Here is a 16367-nt window from a genome sequence, read left to right as displayed (position 1 = left end):
CGGGGCGACACCGCAGGGCGCGAATGGCCGGCACCGTCGGCCGCCCGCCCCCTGTCTCCGATGTCATTGGCCATGCGCACTAACGTGCTTCGCGTGTTGCGCCCAACCGGTCGAACCGGCGCGTGAAATTCACGTCGAAGCCCTGAAACGTGCCGCCGTAAAACGCGACCGCCCAGAAGCGCGACAGGTTGACCGTCGCCTTGAACGCGTTGCTGGCCGATTGCAGCCCTTGTTCGTAGCCGAGCACGAGCCGCTCGTTGATCGCCTTCGACATCATCACGACCTGAGAGTCGGTCAGCCCCACCTCGCTGCGCCCCACGGAAAATTCGTCGAGCCCGACGGTCTGCGCGACGCGCTTGCCCGTCGCACTGCCGAGCAGCGCGAGCGCCGTCGTCATCGAGCTTTGCTGGCCCAGGTTGTTGCCCTGATCGGTGCCGTGGCCGAACAGCAGCCACGAGAGCTTTTCGTTGTCGGCGACGTTGGGCTCCGAGACGAGCTTCACGACGGGCGCCCTGACCGTGCCCGTCACTTGCACGCCGGCCTCGACCTCCTGATTGCGCCGCATCGCGAGAATGTTGATGCCGGGATTGGCCACCGGCCCGTTGAACGTAAAGAAGCCGTTCTCGATCGAGAGCTTGCGGCCGAACGTCGTGTAGGTCGAGCCTTCGGTCACACGCACGTTGCCGGTCGCGCGCAGCGGCTGATTGGGCGCCGACAGTGCGGTCACCGTGCCGCGCAGGCCAAGATCGGCACCCTGTCCGCGGAAACGGAAATCGCGACCCAGGTCGATGTCGATGTCCGCATGCGGGGCAAAGCGTCCAGCCGGTTTGTTGGTCGGCTCCAACGGCTGCGGCGCGCCCCGTTCGACGCGTGTCTCGCGCACGACGACGACATCGTCCGACAGATGCGGCGCCGCCTGCTCGGGCATGTCGAACCGCGCATGATCGATCGTGAACTTGCCGCCGATATCGATGCCGCCTGCCGGCCCGCCGTTCGAGACGGTGGCGCTGCCCGAGAGCGTCAGCTGCCGGTCCGGGGCCGCGAACAGGGAGAGCTTGTCGGCCACGATCTGCGCAGTCAGGTCAGGCTCGGCGCGATCGAGCCGGATGCGGCCCGTCGCGCGCAGCGTGCCGTCGCCACCGTGAAATTCGACGTGCTGGAAGTCCACGAGATTCTCGGTCAGCGCGATGCGGACCTGCCCGTTCTTCACCTGCAAACCCTGATCGACGAGCGTGGCCGCCAGATCGTCGCCCGTCAGCGAACCCGACACGGTCGGCGTAGCCAAGGTGCCGGCCAGCGCCAGATCGAGCGCGAGGTGTCCATCGAGCACATAGCCGGGGCCGTACAGCCCACCCGTGGTCTTGAGCGCCGGCACGCGCGCGCTCACGGTGCCGCTCAGCGGGGCATCGGCAGCCAGGCCGAGTAGACCGCCGCGCGCCGAATCGGGCTCGAGCGGCACGCTCGCATGGGCATCGAGCGTGCCGATGCGGCTCGCTTGCGCGCGCACGCTCGCGTCCAGCCGACGACTTGCGCTAAACTCGGCGCGTGCGGCGATAGCCGTGATGCCGAGCGCCGCCAAGCCGCGCCCCGTATCGACCGACACATCGCCGCTGCGCCGCTCGAGCCGCGCATAGCCGCTCGCGGTGCGGCCGAACGTGAAGTCCCAGTCGGCGGCGAGCACGAGATCGCTGGCCATGCGCGAAGGCAGTCCCGTCAATTCCTGCCGGATCGCGAGCAGCCGGCCCAGCGAGAGGTTCGTCGCCGAGCCGGCCGAGCGGACGGCACCCTGGTCGTAGACCAACGACTTCACGTCGATCAGCGCGCCTTCGAGCGAGAGGCGGGCGGCACCGAGCGTGAGCGATTCGCGCGCCACATTCAGCGTGACCGGCGCCTCGAGTGCGAGCGCCGGCATACCGCGGTTCGCGAGACGCGTCACGTGGCCGTCCCAGCGCGGGCCGTCGCGCGTATCGAGCACCCCGCCCGTCGCCGCCACCATCACGTCGATCGGATGGCCGCGCACCGTGCCCGTCGCGTGCGCGTCGAGCGCATGCTGAGCGCGCGTGCCGGTCAGGTGAGCCGTCAGCGTCGTGAGCTCGACGACGCCTGTGTGCACGTCGCGCGCGTCAGTCGTGAATTCGAGCGCACCGCGAGCGCCGTCGCGCACCTGCGCGTGGCCGACGGCCGACCCGATGCGCTGGGTGCCGAACGTAACGCCGCGCGCATCGTAGGTCAATGCGACATCGGGATGCGCGAGCGAGCCCGTCAGGTCGCCGTCGGCTTTGACGGCGCCGCTCAAGCCGAAACCGAGCCGCTCGAGCCGTGGTGCGTCGACGTGAAAGCGCAGACGGTCGCCCGCGGCGCCGAAGCTGCCCTGCAACGCGACATCGTTGCCCGCGATCGAGAGCGCTGCGTCGCTGGGCAGCAAACGCTTGCCCGCCATCTGCACCGTGCCCTTGCCGGTGAGCGGCAACCCGTCGTAGACACTGTCGCGCAGCGCAAAGCGTAGCGTCGTCGCGAATGTTGGAACCAATGCGCCCGTCACCTGCAGCGTGCCCGTCACCCGCGCCTCGGGCGCGGGCGCTGCCGCGCTCGTCTTCACTTTGCCCTTGTCGGGCTGCGTACCGTTCGTGGAGGTCTGCCGTGCCGGGGCCGGCAGCGCTTGCGCCAGCACGAGACGCGGATCGAAGGCGTTCAGCTCGGCGGTCAGGTCGTAACTGCCGCGAGCGTCGTGCTCGAACACGCCCTTCAGCGCGATGCGGCCCGCGCCGGCCTCGACGCGCACGTCGTGCAGCGCAATGCGCTTGGGTTCGAACGCCACCTGCGCCCGCGCGCGCAGTGCCGCGTGCGGGTCGGCAAGGTCCAGCTCGATCGACTTGGCGTCGGGCTCGAGCGCGACCCTGATCGGGCCTGCCAACGCCGTCGGCCGCAACGTCGGCGTGAACACACTCAGATCGAGCCCCGCGGCTCGCATGTCGATGCGACCGTGCCCGCCGGTCAGCGTGCCGGCACCGGTCAACGTGGCATCCTTCACGAGCCGTGCGCGCAGATTCGCGAAGCGTTGCGCGTGGGCGTCGAGCTGCAAGTCGGCATGCGCGTCGATGAGCGGCAGCAGGTGATCACCGAGCCTGCCGGGCCGGGCGTTGCGAATCGACACCGGCCCCTCGACGACGAGCGCCCCCGCCCCAGGCACCGGCGCGAGTTCGGCGTTCACCGACAAGTCCGCCTCAGGCGAACCCGCGCTGAACGCCTGCGGATTGACGTGTGCGAACACGAGGGAAGCGCGCTTGAAGGGAATGGCGGCGAACGGCGTCGCTTCGATGCGGGCATGCCCCGCGAGCTTCATGCCGCTCGCGTCGATCTCGGCCACGAGCGTCTCGAGCGTGCCGGACACATGCGCATTCAACTGCGCGGGCTCGTTGTGCAGCGTCCCTGCCAAGCCTGCGTCGCCCGTCAAGGCGAACGGCTGCGCGCCGTCGAGCGCAACCTGAGCAACGACGGCCCCATAAGGCGTCTCGATGCCGTCGAGCCAGATTGCGTGGCGCCGTCCGTCGCTGTGGCCGCGCAAGCGCAAGCGGTCGAACTCGGTCGCCGTGGTGCCGCTGCGCCAGACGATCTTGTCCACGACCAGCGCGCGCACCTCGATCTGAAGCGGCAACTGCAGACTCGCGGGCAGCCGGATCGGCGCGGGATTCGTCGAAGGCGCGACCCGCGCATCGAGCGTGCCGATGCGCAGCTCGTCGACGGTCAAGCGCCACGGCGAACGCGTCAGCGCCCAGCGTCCGTCGATGCTGTCGATGCGGATATCGGTGGCCGCAACCGCGCCGGCACCTGGCGTGGCAGCCTCATGCCAGCGCACGTCTTTCAAGCGCACGCCCGTCGCCAGGGTGCCGCCTGCCAACGTGCCCGAGAGCCGCCCGCCCGTCACCGCGACGGCCGTGCGCCATGCGAGTTGCGTGCCGCGCTCGGTCGTGAGCGCGCCGTAAAGCGCGGCCAGCACGAGAACGATGACGACCGCCACGTCCGCGATCGACCATGCCAGCACGCGCCATCCGCGGCCACCGCGGCGCCGTACGGGCGGCTTGGCCGGCTCGTCGGCATCGCGCGCGGCGTCGGCGCGATCGTCGTCGTGGGGCGGAGGCGGCGAATCGTTCGTCATGGGCGGATGGGCAGGATCAGAAAGCGACGCCGAGCGTCAGATACGGCCGCACGCTCTTGTTGCGCAGGCCATAGGCGAGGTCGACATTGACGGGACCGACGGGGCTACGCCAGCGTGCCCCGAGGCCTACGCCCTGATAGAACACGCGCTCGTGCCAGGCATCGGTGGCCGTACCGATATCGTAGAAGACGGCCGCGCCCCAGTCATGCGAGAACCAGTGCTGATATTCGGTCGTCGCCGTGACGAGGTATTTGGTCGGCAGCACCGAACCGTCGACGGTGTTGCCGATACTCTGGAAGCTGTAGCCGCGCACGGAGTTCGAGCCGCCCGCGCGAAACAGCAGCGACGCGGGGATGCCGCTCGAGCTTGCGCCCGTGAAGACACCGCCGAGCTCGCCGCGCAGCAGCAACAGGTCGCGCTTGCCGAACGGCAGATACTGCTCGCCGCGTCCATAGCCGCGGATGAACGTCTCATCGGTCAGCGCACCCTTGATCGCGAAGCCGGCCTCGACGTGCAGCAGATTGCCCGAACGCGGGAACAACGGGTCGTCGACGTTGCGGCGCGTCCACGCCCACTGCGGCATGAGCGCATGGCTCACGGTCGGCCGGCCCGCGTTCTGATCGAGCCGGTCCGAGTAGTACTGGATCGAATAGGTGTGGTCGATGAACTGCGCCGTGCGCGCACGCTGGACGCCCACACGTGCGCTATAGATGCGCGTGCTGGCCACCTGCGTGTTCGTGTACGACGCGAGCGCGCTGTTGACCCAGCCGCGTGCGCCGGGCGGCATGGACAACTGCACCTGGCCGTACTGCTGGATCTGGTCGAGCCGGCCCTGGATCGAGAACGGCCAGGCGGCGCCGAACGTGTCGAGATAGGTATAGGAGCCCTGCACGTGCGCGCCGGTATCCGTCGCATAGCCGACGCCGCCGCGCACGCTGTTGTACGGATACTCGCTGACCTTGACGTGAACCGGCGTTTCGCGCGGCTTGGCGACGTCGCTGTCGACGTCGATCGCGACGCTTGCGTAGTACGGCGTGTTCTGCAGCTGCCGCTGCAGCTCGGCGATGCGCTCGGCGCTATAAACCTCGCCGACGCCGAGCGGATTGACGTTGGTGGCGATCTCTCCCGGATAACGACGCACGCCTGACACGTCGAGCGGGCCAAGCGTGAACGTCGGACCACTGTCGAACGCGACCGACAGCACGGCTTGCCGCTTGCGCGGATCGATGCGCGCCTCGGAGTGCACGATTTTCGCGCCCAGGTAGCGGCGTGCCTGCAATTGCTTGAGCGCAGCCTCCTTCGCACCGCTCCACGCCTCTTCCGTGAACGGGTCGCCCACGTGCATCGGGAACGCGAAACGCGTGGCATTTTGGCGCGCCGGCTCTTCGGTGAGCACAGGGCCTTCGAATGTCAGATCGACCGACGACACGGTCGTGCGCGGTCCCGGGTCGACATGCACCGTCACGCGCTTTTGCTCGCCGGCGCGTCGCACGTCAGTGCGCACGACGGGCGAGAAGTAGCCATCGGTGGCCGCGAGATCGCGCACCTGTTGCGGGGTGGCCGTGACGAGAAAGTCGAATTGATCGTCGGTGACGTCCTCGCGCTTGGCAAACCGCGCGAGATCGAGGTGTCGCTCCAGCAACTTCTTGAGCGCGCGCGGCGCGTCGATCTCGATGTCGTATTTGGCCGCGGCGGGCGTGGCGAGCAAAGCGAGCAGCGCGCCGAGCGCCACGGACCGCCAGCCGCGCGCGAGCTCGCGCGCCTGATGGCGTCCGCGGGGCGGCGAACGCCGCGAGTCGATCACTGCTCCCGGCAAACAGAACCTCCCGACGACGTTGGACTGAGACGGTTTCGGCGAAGCGCCGCAAGGCGCCGGTGGCGCTGCCCTGCCCGCGCATCGCCCATTTGATCATACGGCACGGGCCTCGGCGACCCAGCCGGGCCTCGGGCCTGCGTGCGGGCTTGCGGGCCTTCACGCCTGCGTCTACTACATCGCATCGGAGCAAGCTGCGCGCCCGCCTTGGACGGTCGCAGCCTGCCCGATGTTCCGCCTGTTTGCGCATGCGCTAAAATCGCACCTTGCCAGAAACGGCGCGCGCCGCGCTGTTATGCCCCCAATTTAAACGACCGTCGAAACATGTACCAGTCCGACATCACGCAATTCCTGAATCAACTGAAGCAGCAAAAGCCCTCGCTCGAGGCCGAACAGCGCCAGGGCCGCGCGCTGCTGTGGGACAAGCAGCCGATCGATCTCGACGAGCGTGCCACGCAGCAGGCCGCGCGCGTGCCGCAGACGCCCTACGTCTACTACCAGAACTTCTAAAGCGTGGCTTCCGCCGACGAGGTCCGGCGCTCGCCCGAGCCGCCAGCGGCGCTGACCGCGCCCGCCACGGATACGACGCCCGACACCGTCGACGGCATCGCGTTTGCTCGCCTGTACGGTGAGCCGCTGTTCAAGCTGCCGCAGGACCTGTACATCCCGCCCGATGCGCTCGAGGTATTCCTCGAAACGTTCGAAGGGCCGCTCGATTTGCTGCTGTACCTGATCCGCAAGCAGAACTTCAACGTCCTCGACATCCCGATGGCCGAGGTCACGACGCAGTACCTCGGTTACGTCGAGCAGCTACGCAAGACGAATCTCGAGCTCGCGTCGGAGTATCTGCTGATGGCGGCGATGCTGATCGAAATCAAGTCGCGCATGCTGCTGCCGGTCAAGAAGGCCGACACCGGCGATGAGGCCGAAGACCCCCGCGCCGAGCTCGTGCGGCGTCTGCTCGAATACGAGCGCATGAAGCTCGCGGCGCAGCGTCTCGACCAGCTGCCGCAGCTCGGACGCGATTTCCTGCGCGCCGAGGTCTACATCGAGCAGAGCATCGCGCCGCGCTTTCCCGACGTGGCGGCCGACGAGCTGCGCGCCGCCTGGGCCGACGTGATCAAGCGCGCCAAGCTCGTACAGCATCACAAGATTTCGCGCGAGGAGCTCTCGGTGCGCGAACACATGAGCGCGATCTTGCGGCGGTTGCAGAACGTGCGTTTCATGGAGTTCTGCGAGCTGTTCGACGTGACGCGTGGCGTACCCGTCGTCGTCGTGAACTTCATCGCGATGCTCGAACTCTCACGCGAATCGCTGCTCGAGATCACCCAGGCGGAGCCATTCGCACCGATTTACGTGCGCCTCGCCTACCTGCCGGCCTGAGCTGCCGGCGCCAAGCGTGCGGGTGAAGCAGCGCTCTAGCGATCGCTCTTTTCGATGTCACTGGCAGTCAAATCCTCTACAATCCCGCGCTCGACGACCCCCTCGGCGTAAACGCCTTTGCACCCGGCCCATCATGAAAGTCATCAGTTCGATTCAGGAATTGCGCGATCAGTTGCGCGGCCAAAACCGTACGGCGTTCGTGCCGACGATGGGCAATCTGCATGAGGGCCATTTGTCGCTGATGCGCCTCGCGCGTCAGCACGGCGACCCGGTCGTCGCGAGCATCTTCGTGAACCGTCTGCAGTTCGGCCCGAACGAAGACTTCGACAAATATCCGCGCACGCTCCAAGCCGACATCGAGAAGCTGCAAAAGGAAAACGTCTACGTCCTGTTCGCGCCGACCGAGCGCGACATGTATCCCGAGCCGCAGGAATACCGCGTGCATCCGCCGCACGATCTCGGCGATATCCTCGAAGGCGAGTTCCGCCCGGGCTTCTTCGCGGGCGTCTGCACGGTCGTCATGAAGCTGATGTCGTGCGTGCAGCCGCGCGTGGCCGTGTTCGGCAAGAAGGATTATCAGCAGCTCATGATCGTGCGGCAAATGTGCAATCAGTTCGCACTGCCGACCGACATCATCGCGGCCGAGACCGTGCGCGACACCGACGGCCTCGCGCTGAGCTCGCGTAACCGCTATCTGAGCGCGGCCGAGCGTGCCGAAGCGCCGATGCTGGCCGCGACGCTCGCACGCGTGCGCGAATCCGTGCTGACCGGCAACCGCGACTTCGCCGCGCTCGAGCGCGAAGCGATGGCGAGCCTCGCCGCACGCGGCTGGCAGCCCGATTACATCGCGGTGCGCAAGCGCGCCAACCTGCTTGCGCCCGCCGTACAAGAAGTCGATGCGCCGCTCGTCGTGCTGGCCGCCGCCAAGCTCGGCAACACGCGTCTCATCGATAATCTGGAAATCTGACGCCGCGCCGCGGCAATCGTCTGAAGGAAACGGCCATGCAGCGCCACATGCTGAAATCGAAGATTCACCGCGCCACCGTCACGCACTGCGAGCTTCATTACGAAGGCTCGTGCGCCATCGACGAGGACCTCCTCGAAGCGTCGAACATCGTCGAAAACGAGCGCATCGACATCTGGAACGTCAGCAACGGCGAGCGTTTCTCGACCTATGCGATCCGCGGCGAGCGCGGCAGCGGCATGATCTCGCTGAACGGCTCGGCCGCACGGCGTGCCCAGCTGGGTGACCTCGTGATCATCGCCGCGTTCGCGACGGTCGACGAAGCCGAGCTGAAGGCGGGCTGGACGCCGGACCTCGTGTTCGTCGACGAACACAACAAGATCAAGGGCAGCCGCGGCCACGTGCCCGTGCAGAACTGGACCTGACGCGCCCGCCCTGCTCCGTTGCGCCGGGCACACACGTGCCCGGCCTGCGTCATTTCGCCGCCCAGGCCGTGATGGGCTCCCACTGCTCGAGATCCCGCTCGACACGGCTTTTCGCCACATCCCACAACGTGAGCCCGTGCGCCGCGAGCTGCACGTAGTTCTGCGTGTCGCGCAAAAAGCCGAGCACCGTCAGTTCGAGGCTCTCGACGAAGCGGTGCAACTGCTCGGCCGAGCGCGTGCGCGCATCGACGCGCATGCCGACCACCCCGACCTCGATCCTCCCTTTGCGCACGGCCTTCTCCTTGGCGAGCCGTTCGAGGAAATGCTGGGTGGCGAGGATGTCGAACATCGACGGCTGAAGCGGCACGATCACCTTGTCCGCCACGTCAAGCGCTGCCGCCAGGCGCGTGCCGTGCAGACCCGCCGGCGTGTCGACGACGGCGCGCTCGAGGCCTCTCGGCGGCTTGGCGGGAACCTCGGGATCGACCTGCCATGCTTCGATGGCGGGCAAGCTTTCGGGCCGCAAGGCGAGCCACGTGTGTGACGATTGCTGCCGATCCAGATCGGCCAGCGCCACCCATTCGCCGTTTGCCGCAAAAGACCCTGCCAGATTCGTCGACAGCGTGCTCTTGCCCACGCCGCCTTTGGGGTTCGCCACTACGATCACCGTCATGAACCACTCCCGCGTGAAAGGCCGCAGCAAGCACGGCCGGTTGCGTCTCGTCGTCAAAAATGCATCGCGTTGCGGATACCGATAATATCGGCAAATGCGTCGCGCCCGAAACCCCACGGCCGCGGCGCCTGCCCAGTGTCGGAGCTAGGGCCTGTTCCCGCTGATGACAGGCGCTCGGGCGTCCGGCCAAGGTCTCGATGTCCCGATGTCCGTATCCGACGAGGAGCCCTCTGTCATGTCGACGTTGCGTCCGGAGTTCACGCCCGAAACCCTTCAAGACCTTCAGCGCGGCACGCTGCCCGACCTGCTCGGCGTGCGTATCGTCGCGCTCGCCCAGGGCACGCTGACGGGCAAGCTCGTCGTGCGGCCCGAGTTGCTCGCGCCGAACGGCTTCTTACACGCCGCCACGGTGATCGGCCTGGCTGACACCTGCTGTGGCTATGCGTGCATCGCCCACCTGCCCGAGCAGGCGAAGAATTTCACGACGATCGAGCTCAAGAGCAACTTCCTCGGCACTTGTCGCGACGGCACGATCCGCGCCGTCGCCACGGCCGTGCATCTAGGCCGCAGCACGCACGTGTGGGACGCCACGGTGTTCGACCCGAACGGCCGCACGCTCGCACTGTTCCGCTGCACGCAGATGTTGCTGGCCTGACGCGCGCGCTGGCGAAGCCAGCCGGCACCAGTACAATCCGGCAATGACCATGCCTGACCTGACCTTCGTGCTCGGCGGTGCGCGCTCGGGCAAGAGCGGCTATGCCGAGCGGCTCGCAGCCGACAGCGGCCTGCCCGTCACCTACATCGCCACGGCGTGCGGCGCCGATGACGAGTTCGCTGCTCGCATCGCGCATCATCGTGCCCGGCGGCCCGCACACTGGCGCCTGATCGAAGCGCAGGCCGACCTGGCCGGTGCGCTCGGCGACGCGCAAGGCGAAGCGCACTGCGTGCTGATCGACTGCCTGACGCTATGGCTCGCCAATCTGCTGTGTCCACGCGAGGGCGAAGCGCATGCGCTGCCGCTCGAGGCATTCGCGGCCCGGCTCGACGCGTTCGAGGCGGCACTCGTGCGCGCGCCGGGCAAAATCATCGTCGTCAGCAATGAAATCGGCCTCGGCGTCGTGCCGCTCGGCGCCGTGACACGTCATTACGTCGACGAGCTGGGCCGCCTCAATCAGCGTGTCGCGGCCGTGGCGCGCGAAGTCACGCTGATGGTGGCCGGCTTGCCCGTTGCCGTCAAAGCCGCCCGGCAAGGTCACACATGATGTCCGACGACCCCGCTGTCCGTGGCGGCCGCCCCGGACACGCTCGCCGCTCTAGCTGGCGTGGTGGCCGCGCAAGGGTCCATCACGTGCGATCGGCCGTCATGCGCCTTGCTAGCGCGTGCGCGCTTGCCGTCTCGTATGCGCTCGCTTCGTCGCCGCCTGCGCGAGCCGCGATCTCCGTCGTCGACGATGCCGGCGCGACGGTCACGCTCGCCGCACCCGCCACGCGCGTCGTGAGCCTTGCACCCCATGTGACCGAGCTCGTCTACGCGGCCGGCGGTGGAACGCGGCTCGTCGGCGCCGTCTCTTACAGCGACTATCCCTCAGCCGCCAAGTCCTTGCCGCGCGTCGGCAGCAACACGGCCATCGATCTCGAGCGCATCGTCGCGCTCAAGCCCGATCTGATCGTCGTCTGGCGCCACGGCAACGACTCGCGCGCATTCGAGCGACTCAAGGCGCTCGGCATCCCGATTTTTCATAGCGAGCCCCACCGGCTCGAAGACGTCGCGACGAACGTCGAGCGGCTGGGCAAGCTGCTCGATACCTCGCCGACCGCAGACGCCGCCGCGCGCGCCTATCGCGCCGATATCGCGCATCTGCGCGCGCGCTACGCGCAACGGCCGAGCGTGACCGTGTTCTATCAGGTGTGGGATCGTCCGCTGATGACGTTGAACGGCACGCATATCGTCAGCGACGTCATTGCCCTATGCGGCGGGCGCAATGTGTTCGGCGAACTCGCGCCGCTCGTGCCGACCGTCTCGACCGAGGCCGTGCTGGCCGCGAATCCCGAGGCGATCGTGACGGCCAAGGCAGGCGCAACCAAGCCCGACGCGCCGCTGCCTTCGCTCGACGCCTGGCGTGCGTGGCCGACTCTGACCGCCGTAGCCCGCGGCAATCTGTTCGCCATCGATGGAGATTTGATCAACCGGCCCGGCCCGCGTCTGGCGCAAGGCGCGGCGCAGTTGTGCGAAGACCTCGAACTGGCACGCTCGCGGCAACCGCAAGCCGCGTCACATTGAGCGTCGAGCGCTGCCGAGTTCGATGAGGCGAAGCCGTCGGGTGAGCCTCGTCAAGCGTTCCAATGTACGAGACGCCAGGCGCCGGAGGTTCCCTCGCGCCGCAGCCAGGCAATCGCCGCCATCCCGAGCGGCCAGCCGAGCGCCGTCTGGAGCGGTACACCCAGTGCAAGCGAGGCCAGCGCGCGCATGACGCCAGCATGTGTCACGACGTGGCAATGCGACACGTGCTCGTCGCTCGAACCCACTGCCGTCAAACCGTCGAACCACTGCCCCACGCGTGTCGTGAACTGTGCAACGCTCTCGCCGCCATGCGCGCGCGCATGTTGCAAGTCGGCGGCCCACGCATCGAGCGCCGCACGGTCGATGGCATCCCAACGCTTGCGCTCCCAGCTGCCGAAGTCGATTTCCTGCAAACGCGCATCGACGTGATACGCGCATCGCCAATGCTGCGCAAGCGGCGCTGCCACCTGCGCGCAACGCTGCAGGGGACTCGTCCACAGCGCTTGCGGCGGGGGCGCATCGAGTTCGGCAAGCCGCTCGGCCAAGGCCTGCGCTGATGCGCCAGCGGCATCAAGGAGCGGCACGTCGCTGCTGCCGTAGCACACGCCTGCGTCGACGGCCGGCGCCGGGTGGCGGATCAGTACGAGGTCCATCCGAGAACGGTCAGGTAGATCGCCAGCTCGAATATCTGCTGTGCAAAGCCAAGACAATCGCCGGTATAGCCGCCGAGACGCCGGACGAAATAGCGCGCCAGCAAGACGCGGCAGACGACGGCGAGCGCCAGCGCACAAGCGCCGGCACGCCAATCCGGCCAGAACAGCCAGGGCAAGCCGAGCACCGCGGCCCATGCGAGCGCACCGGCCGACATGCGCTGCGCCACGGGCTGCGCCTTGCCTTCGGTGCGCGCATAGTCGAGCGTCGCGAGGAAGCTGGCCGCCAGCGTGCGACTGGCAGCGTGTGCGGCCAACATGACCCAGGCCGCGCGCAATGGAGGCAAGGCTGCGAGCGCCTGCCATTTCAACGCGAGCGCGAGCACGAGGCCGACCGCACCGAATGCGCCGAGCCGCGGGTCGCGCATGATGCGCAGCACGTCGTCGCGCGTAGCGCCGCCACCGAAGCCGTCGCAGCAATCGGCGAGGCCATCTTCGTGAAACGCGCCGGTGACCGCCAGTGTCGCGGCCATCGACAACAGCACGGCGATCGAAACCGGAAACACGCGCAGTGCCGCCAGATAGACGAGCCCACCGATGCCGCCGACGATCACGCCCACGAGCGGCAGATAGCGCGCCGCGCCAGCCAGGTCGCCCGGTGCGAAGCCGATGCCGCGCGGTACCGGAATGCGCGTGAAGTAGCCGAGCGCGGCGCAGAAGTAGCGCAGCTCGGCGCGCAAGCCTGCCGCGCGCGCGAAAGCGACGGGCGGCTGCCCGCGCTCAGCGCTCATCGTGCGGGGCGGCTCGTCACGCCGGCGGATTCGAAGCTGGCCATCTCGTTCAGGCACGCGATGGCGGCGCGCAGCACCGGCAGCGCGAGCGCGGCGCCCGTGCCTTCGCCAAGGCGCATGTCGAGCGACAACAGCGGCTTGGCGCCGAAGTAGTCGAGCATGCGGCGATGACCGGCTTCGTTCGACAGGTGCGCGAACACGCAGTACTCGCGCACGGCGGGCTCGAGCGCATCGGCGACGACGAGCGCGGCCGTCGCAATGAAACCGTCGACGAGAATCGTCATCTTCGCCTCGGCCGCGGCCAGATACGCCCCCGCCATCATCGCGATTTCGAAGCCGCCGAACGTGGCAAGAACGTCGAGCGGGTGCGTCGCCTGCCGATGGTGCGCGAGCGCCGACGCGAGCACGTTGCGCTTGCGTGCGAGCCCTGCATTGTCGAGGCCGGTGCCGCGGCCCACGCATTCGTCGATCGGCACGTCGCAGAGCCGGCTCATCAAACAGGCGGCCGACGACGAGTTGCCAATGCCCATCTCGCCGAAACCGATCACGTTCGTGCCGAGCCCCGCGTGATGACGCACGCGCGCGGCGCCGGCCAGCAGCGCCGCGCGGGCTTCGTTCATCGTCATCGCGCGTTCGTGCGCGAAGTTGCGCGTGCCGCTGCCAATCGGAATGTCGACCAGGCCCGGCAGCGGCGCAAGCGGTGTCGCCACGCCGGCATTGACGACTTCGAGTTCGAGACCGGCCACGCGGCTGATCACGTTGATCGCCGCGCCGCCCGCCAGGAAGTTGGAGACCATTTGCGACGTGACGGCCTGCGGATAAGGGCTCACACCCTCGTGCACGATGCCGTGATCGCCGGCGAATACGATCATCAATGGGCGGCGGATCGACGGCTGCGTCGTCTGCTGGATCATGCCCATCTGGCGCGCGACGACCTCCAGCGTGCCGAGGCTGCCGGGCGGCTTCGTCTTGGCGTCGATGAGTCGGTTCAGCGTGTTGCGCAACGATCGATCGAGCGGTTCGACGACAGGCAACGGTAATGGAGCGTTCATTTTGTTTCTTATTTCAAGCTAAATAGCACACGGCCCGCGGGCGTTGCCATCCGCGCCGCGCGAAGGCGTCACCATACCCGGACATGCGCCTGCAGTTCAATTCGGTAAAACCGGGATCGCCGCCGCTAGCGGCCTGGCCCGGCGCTTGCGCCGGCATGCGGCAGGGCCGGCACCAGCGCCTCGTGGCCGTCCTGCTCGATCAGCACGAGGGGATACCCGAATGCGCGGCTGGCAAGCGTCGGGCTCAGCACGTCGCGTACGGGCCCTGCGTAGGCCCCACCCTTGCCGTCCATCAGCAGCGCGTGCGTGGCGAAACGACGCGCCAGCGTGAGGTCATGACACGAGAACACGATCGTGCGCGGTACCTGTGCCACCCACTGCGCGAGCACGGTCAAGCATTCGATCTGGTGATGCCAGTCCAGGTGCGCGAGCGGCTCGTCGAGCAGCAAGAGCGGCGCATCCTGGCAGAGGACAGCGGCCAGCGCCACACGCCGGCGTTCGCCGCCCGACAGCGACAACACGTTACGCCCGGCCAGCGGCTCGAGCGCCAGCCGCTCGAGCGCCGCATGCGCGCAAGCCCGATCGGCCGGCTGTTCCCAGCCCCAGCCGGCCAGATGCGGCAAGCGGTTCAGCAGCACGACGTCGAACACGCTGGCCGCGAACGCGTCATGGGTGTCCTGCGGCATCAAGGCGCGGCGCCGCGCGAGCTCGGCACCGCGCCATGCGTGGAGCGCCACGCCGTCGAGCTCCACCTGCCCTGCGGCCGGCTCGGCGAGCCCTGCGAGCGCCGAGATCAGCGTCGTCTTGCCTGCCCCGTTCGGGCCTGCGACGCACCAGATCTCGCCGGCAAAGAACGTATGCGTGAAATCGTCGAGCAGCGTGCGTGCGCCGGCGCGCAGCGTCAGGTGCTGGGCAGACAGAGAACCTGTAGGAAGCGGTGCGAGCGAACTCATCGGCGTGATCCGAGCAGCATCCACAAGAACGCCGGTACGCCGATGAGCGCCGTGACGACGCCTACCGGCAGTTGAGCCGGCGCGAGCACCGTGCGCGCGATCAGATCGGCGCCCATCACCGCGGCCCCGCCCGCGAGCGCGGCGGCCGGCACGAGCATGCGCTGATCATTGCCGAACGCGAGGCGCAGCGCGTGCGGCACGACGAGACCGACGAACCCGATCGTGCCCGCCGTCGTAACCGATGCCGCGGCGGCCAGCGATGCCACCACGAATAAACGTAGGCGCAACTGTGCCGCGGGCACGCCGAGTGCTTGGGCCAGCCCCTCGCCGCGCACGAGCGCATTCAACTGAGGCGCAATGGGCACCGTCACCGCCAGCGCCACGACGAGCGTCGCGAGTGCGAGCCACGGACGTGTCGCGCCGTTCAGATCGCCGGTCAGCCAGAAGAGGATGCCGCGCAGGCGCTCGTCGGGCGAGGTCGCGAGCAGCAGCGTGATGACCGCGCCCCATCCGGTCGCGACGACGACGCCCGTCAGCAACAGACGAGGCGACGCCTCCTGCGCTTGCCCGCGCCACAGCTCGCGGCGCGCCAGGCACAGGACGAGCGCGATCGACACCAACGCGCCAGCGAATGACGCGACATCGACGAGCCACCATGCGCATCCGGCGACGAGCGCGAGCACGGCGAACGCGGCTGCACCGCCCGAGACGCCGAGCACATAAGGCTCGGCGAGTGGATTACGCAGCAACACCTGCAGCAATGCGCCCGCCAGTGCGAGCAGCGCGCCGCACGCGAAGCCGGCCAGCGCGCGCGGCAGACGCAGTGAGCGCACGATTGCGCCGCCCACGTCGTCCTGGCCCGCACCGACATGCACGAGCGCACCGAGCACGCGCCCGGGCGAAACGGTGACGCTGCCGAGCGCAAGCGCGGCGACGAACACGGCGAGCGCCCCAGCGGCCAGCAGCAGCCAGATGAGCGCCGCCCTGCGCGCGCTCATCCCCGCTCGCAATGACGAGGCGAGCGGATTCATCGAGGCAGGTCCGCTGGGTGATTTCTGCCGCGGCCAGCCGATCGTGACGAACGCGCTACGCCGCAGGGTGTCGTACGGATAAGCGAGCCGAACGGCACCGCGCGCAAAGAAAACGTGGAGGACATCGATTGTCTTCGGGTGAGATCGGCGCACCCTTCGCATCCCCGCGAAGCACGCCAAGCCATGAGCGCGGCG

At 68.1% G+C, this 16367-nt stretch carries 15 protein-coding genes; 7 read left to right on the top strand and 8 right to left on the bottom strand.

The annotated features are described in order from the left end of the window. Window positions 1-79 precede the first annotated feature (79 nt). Window positions 80-4156: a translocation/assembly module TamB domain-containing protein gene (locus tag D7S89_RS21060; protein WP_121280785.1), complete on the bottom strand. Its 4077-nt coding sequence runs from the start codon at window positions 4154-4156 to the stop codon at window positions 80-82. A gap of 16 nt (window positions 4157-4172) precedes the next feature. After that, window positions 4173-5972 (bottom strand): autotransporter assembly complex protein TamA, encoded by a 1800-nt coding sequence (locus D7S89_RS21055; RefSeq protein ID WP_121280783.1) that lies wholly within the window; start codon window positions 5970-5972, stop codon window positions 4173-4175. 321 nt (window positions 5973-6293) lie between these two features. On the opposite strand from D7S89_RS21055, the gene D7S89_RS21050 reads away from it, so the two are divergent. From D7S89_RS21050 to panD, 4 genes are all read left to right on the top strand, one after another. Beyond that, the gene (locus D7S89_RS21050) at window positions 6294-6479 is read left to right on the top strand and encodes a DUF3460 family protein (protein WP_121280781.1); all 186 of its coding nucleotides are present in this window, start codon (window positions 6294-6296) and stop codon (window positions 6477-6479) included. A gap of 3 nt (window positions 6480-6482) precedes the next feature. Continuing rightward, window positions 6483-7352, top strand: a complete 870-nt coding sequence (locus tag D7S89_RS21045) for a segregation and condensation protein A (protein ID WP_121280779.1) — start codon at window positions 6483-6485, stop codon at window positions 7350-7352. A gap of 133 nt (window positions 7353-7485) precedes the next feature. Continuing rightward, window positions 7486-8319 (top strand): pantoate--beta-alanine ligase, encoded by an 834-nt coding sequence (gene panC / locus D7S89_RS21040; RefSeq protein WP_121280777.1) that lies wholly within the window; start codon window positions 7486-7488, stop codon window positions 8317-8319. 35 nt (window positions 8320-8354) lie between these two features. After that, window positions 8355-8741 (top strand): aspartate 1-decarboxylase, encoded by a 387-nt coding sequence (gene panD, locus D7S89_RS21035; protein ID WP_121280775.1) that lies wholly within the window; start codon window positions 8355-8357, stop codon window positions 8739-8741. A 49-nt stretch (window positions 8742-8790) separates the two neighbouring features. On the opposite strand, the gene D7S89_RS21030 is transcribed toward panD, so the two are convergent. Next, the gene (locus D7S89_RS21030; protein WP_121280915.1) at window positions 8791-9414 is read right to left on the bottom strand and encodes a ParA family protein; all 624 of its coding nucleotides are present in this window, start codon (window positions 9412-9414) and stop codon (window positions 8791-8793) included. Window positions 9415-9649: 235 nt separating this feature from the next. Between D7S89_RS21030 and D7S89_RS21025 the strand changes: the two genes are divergently transcribed. From D7S89_RS21025 to D7S89_RS21015, 3 genes are all read left to right on the top strand, one after another. Further along, window positions 9650-10069 carry a PaaI family thioesterase gene (locus D7S89_RS21025; protein WP_121280773.1) on the top strand — a complete coding sequence of 140 codons (420 nt, stop codon included), beginning with the start codon at window positions 9650-9652 and terminating at the stop codon, window positions 10067-10069. A gap of 43 nt (window positions 10070-10112) precedes the next feature. After that, a complete protein-coding gene (gene cobU, locus D7S89_RS21020; protein ID WP_121280771.1) occupies window positions 10113-10676 on the top strand; it encodes a bifunctional adenosylcobinamide kinase/adenosylcobinamide-phosphate guanylyltransferase in 564 nt (187 codons plus the stop codon). 101 nt (window positions 10677-10777) lie between these two features. Beyond that, window positions 10778-11695, top strand: a complete 918-nt coding sequence (locus D7S89_RS21015; RefSeq protein ID WP_121280769.1) for a cobalamin-binding protein — start codon at window positions 10778-10780, stop codon at window positions 11693-11695. 50 nt (window positions 11696-11745) lie between these two features. Here D7S89_RS21015 and cobC read toward each other — a convergent pair whose 3' ends face one another. The 5 genes from cobC to D7S89_RS20990 all read right to left on the bottom strand — a co-directional run bounded on the left by cobC (window position 11746) and on the right by D7S89_RS20990 (window position 16172). Continuing rightward, the gene (gene cobC, locus D7S89_RS21010; RefSeq protein WP_121280767.1) at window positions 11746-12348 is read right to left on the bottom strand and encodes an alpha-ribazole phosphatase; all 603 of its coding nucleotides are present in this window, start codon (window positions 12346-12348) and stop codon (window positions 11746-11748) included. Next, window positions 12333-13136: an adenosylcobinamide-GDP ribazoletransferase gene (locus tag D7S89_RS21005; RefSeq protein ID WP_121280765.1), complete on the bottom strand. Its 804-nt coding sequence runs from the start codon at window positions 13134-13136 to the stop codon at window positions 12333-12335. Before D7S89_RS21005 ends, cobC begins: the two co-directional genes overlap by 16 nt. Further along, the gene (gene cobT, locus D7S89_RS21000; protein ID WP_121280763.1) at window positions 13133-14188 is read right to left on the bottom strand and encodes a nicotinate-nucleotide--dimethylbenzimidazole phosphoribosyltransferase; all 1056 of its coding nucleotides are present in this window, start codon (window positions 14186-14188) and stop codon (window positions 13133-13135) included. Before cobT ends, D7S89_RS21005 begins: the two co-directional genes overlap by 4 nt. A 125-nt stretch (window positions 14189-14313) precedes the next feature. Continuing rightward, window positions 14314-15141 (bottom strand): ABC transporter ATP-binding protein, encoded by an 828-nt coding sequence (locus D7S89_RS20995; RefSeq protein WP_121280761.1) that lies wholly within the window; start codon window positions 15139-15141, stop codon window positions 14314-14316. Next, window positions 15138-16172 (bottom strand): FecCD family ABC transporter permease, encoded by a 1035-nt coding sequence (locus tag D7S89_RS20990; RefSeq protein ID WP_245983113.1) that lies wholly within the window; start codon window positions 16170-16172, stop codon window positions 15138-15140. The genes D7S89_RS20995 and D7S89_RS20990 overlap by 4 nt, the downstream gene beginning before the upstream one ends. Window positions 16173-16367 lie beyond the last annotated feature (195 nt).

It is taken from the genome of Trinickia fusca, from assembly GCF_003628145.1.
Lineage (GTDB): Bacteria > Pseudomonadota > Gammaproteobacteria > Burkholderiales > Burkholderiaceae > Trinickia > Trinickia fusca.
The sequence above is the reverse complement of the archived record's forward strand: the minus strand, read 5'-3'. Positions and strand labels throughout refer to the sequence as shown.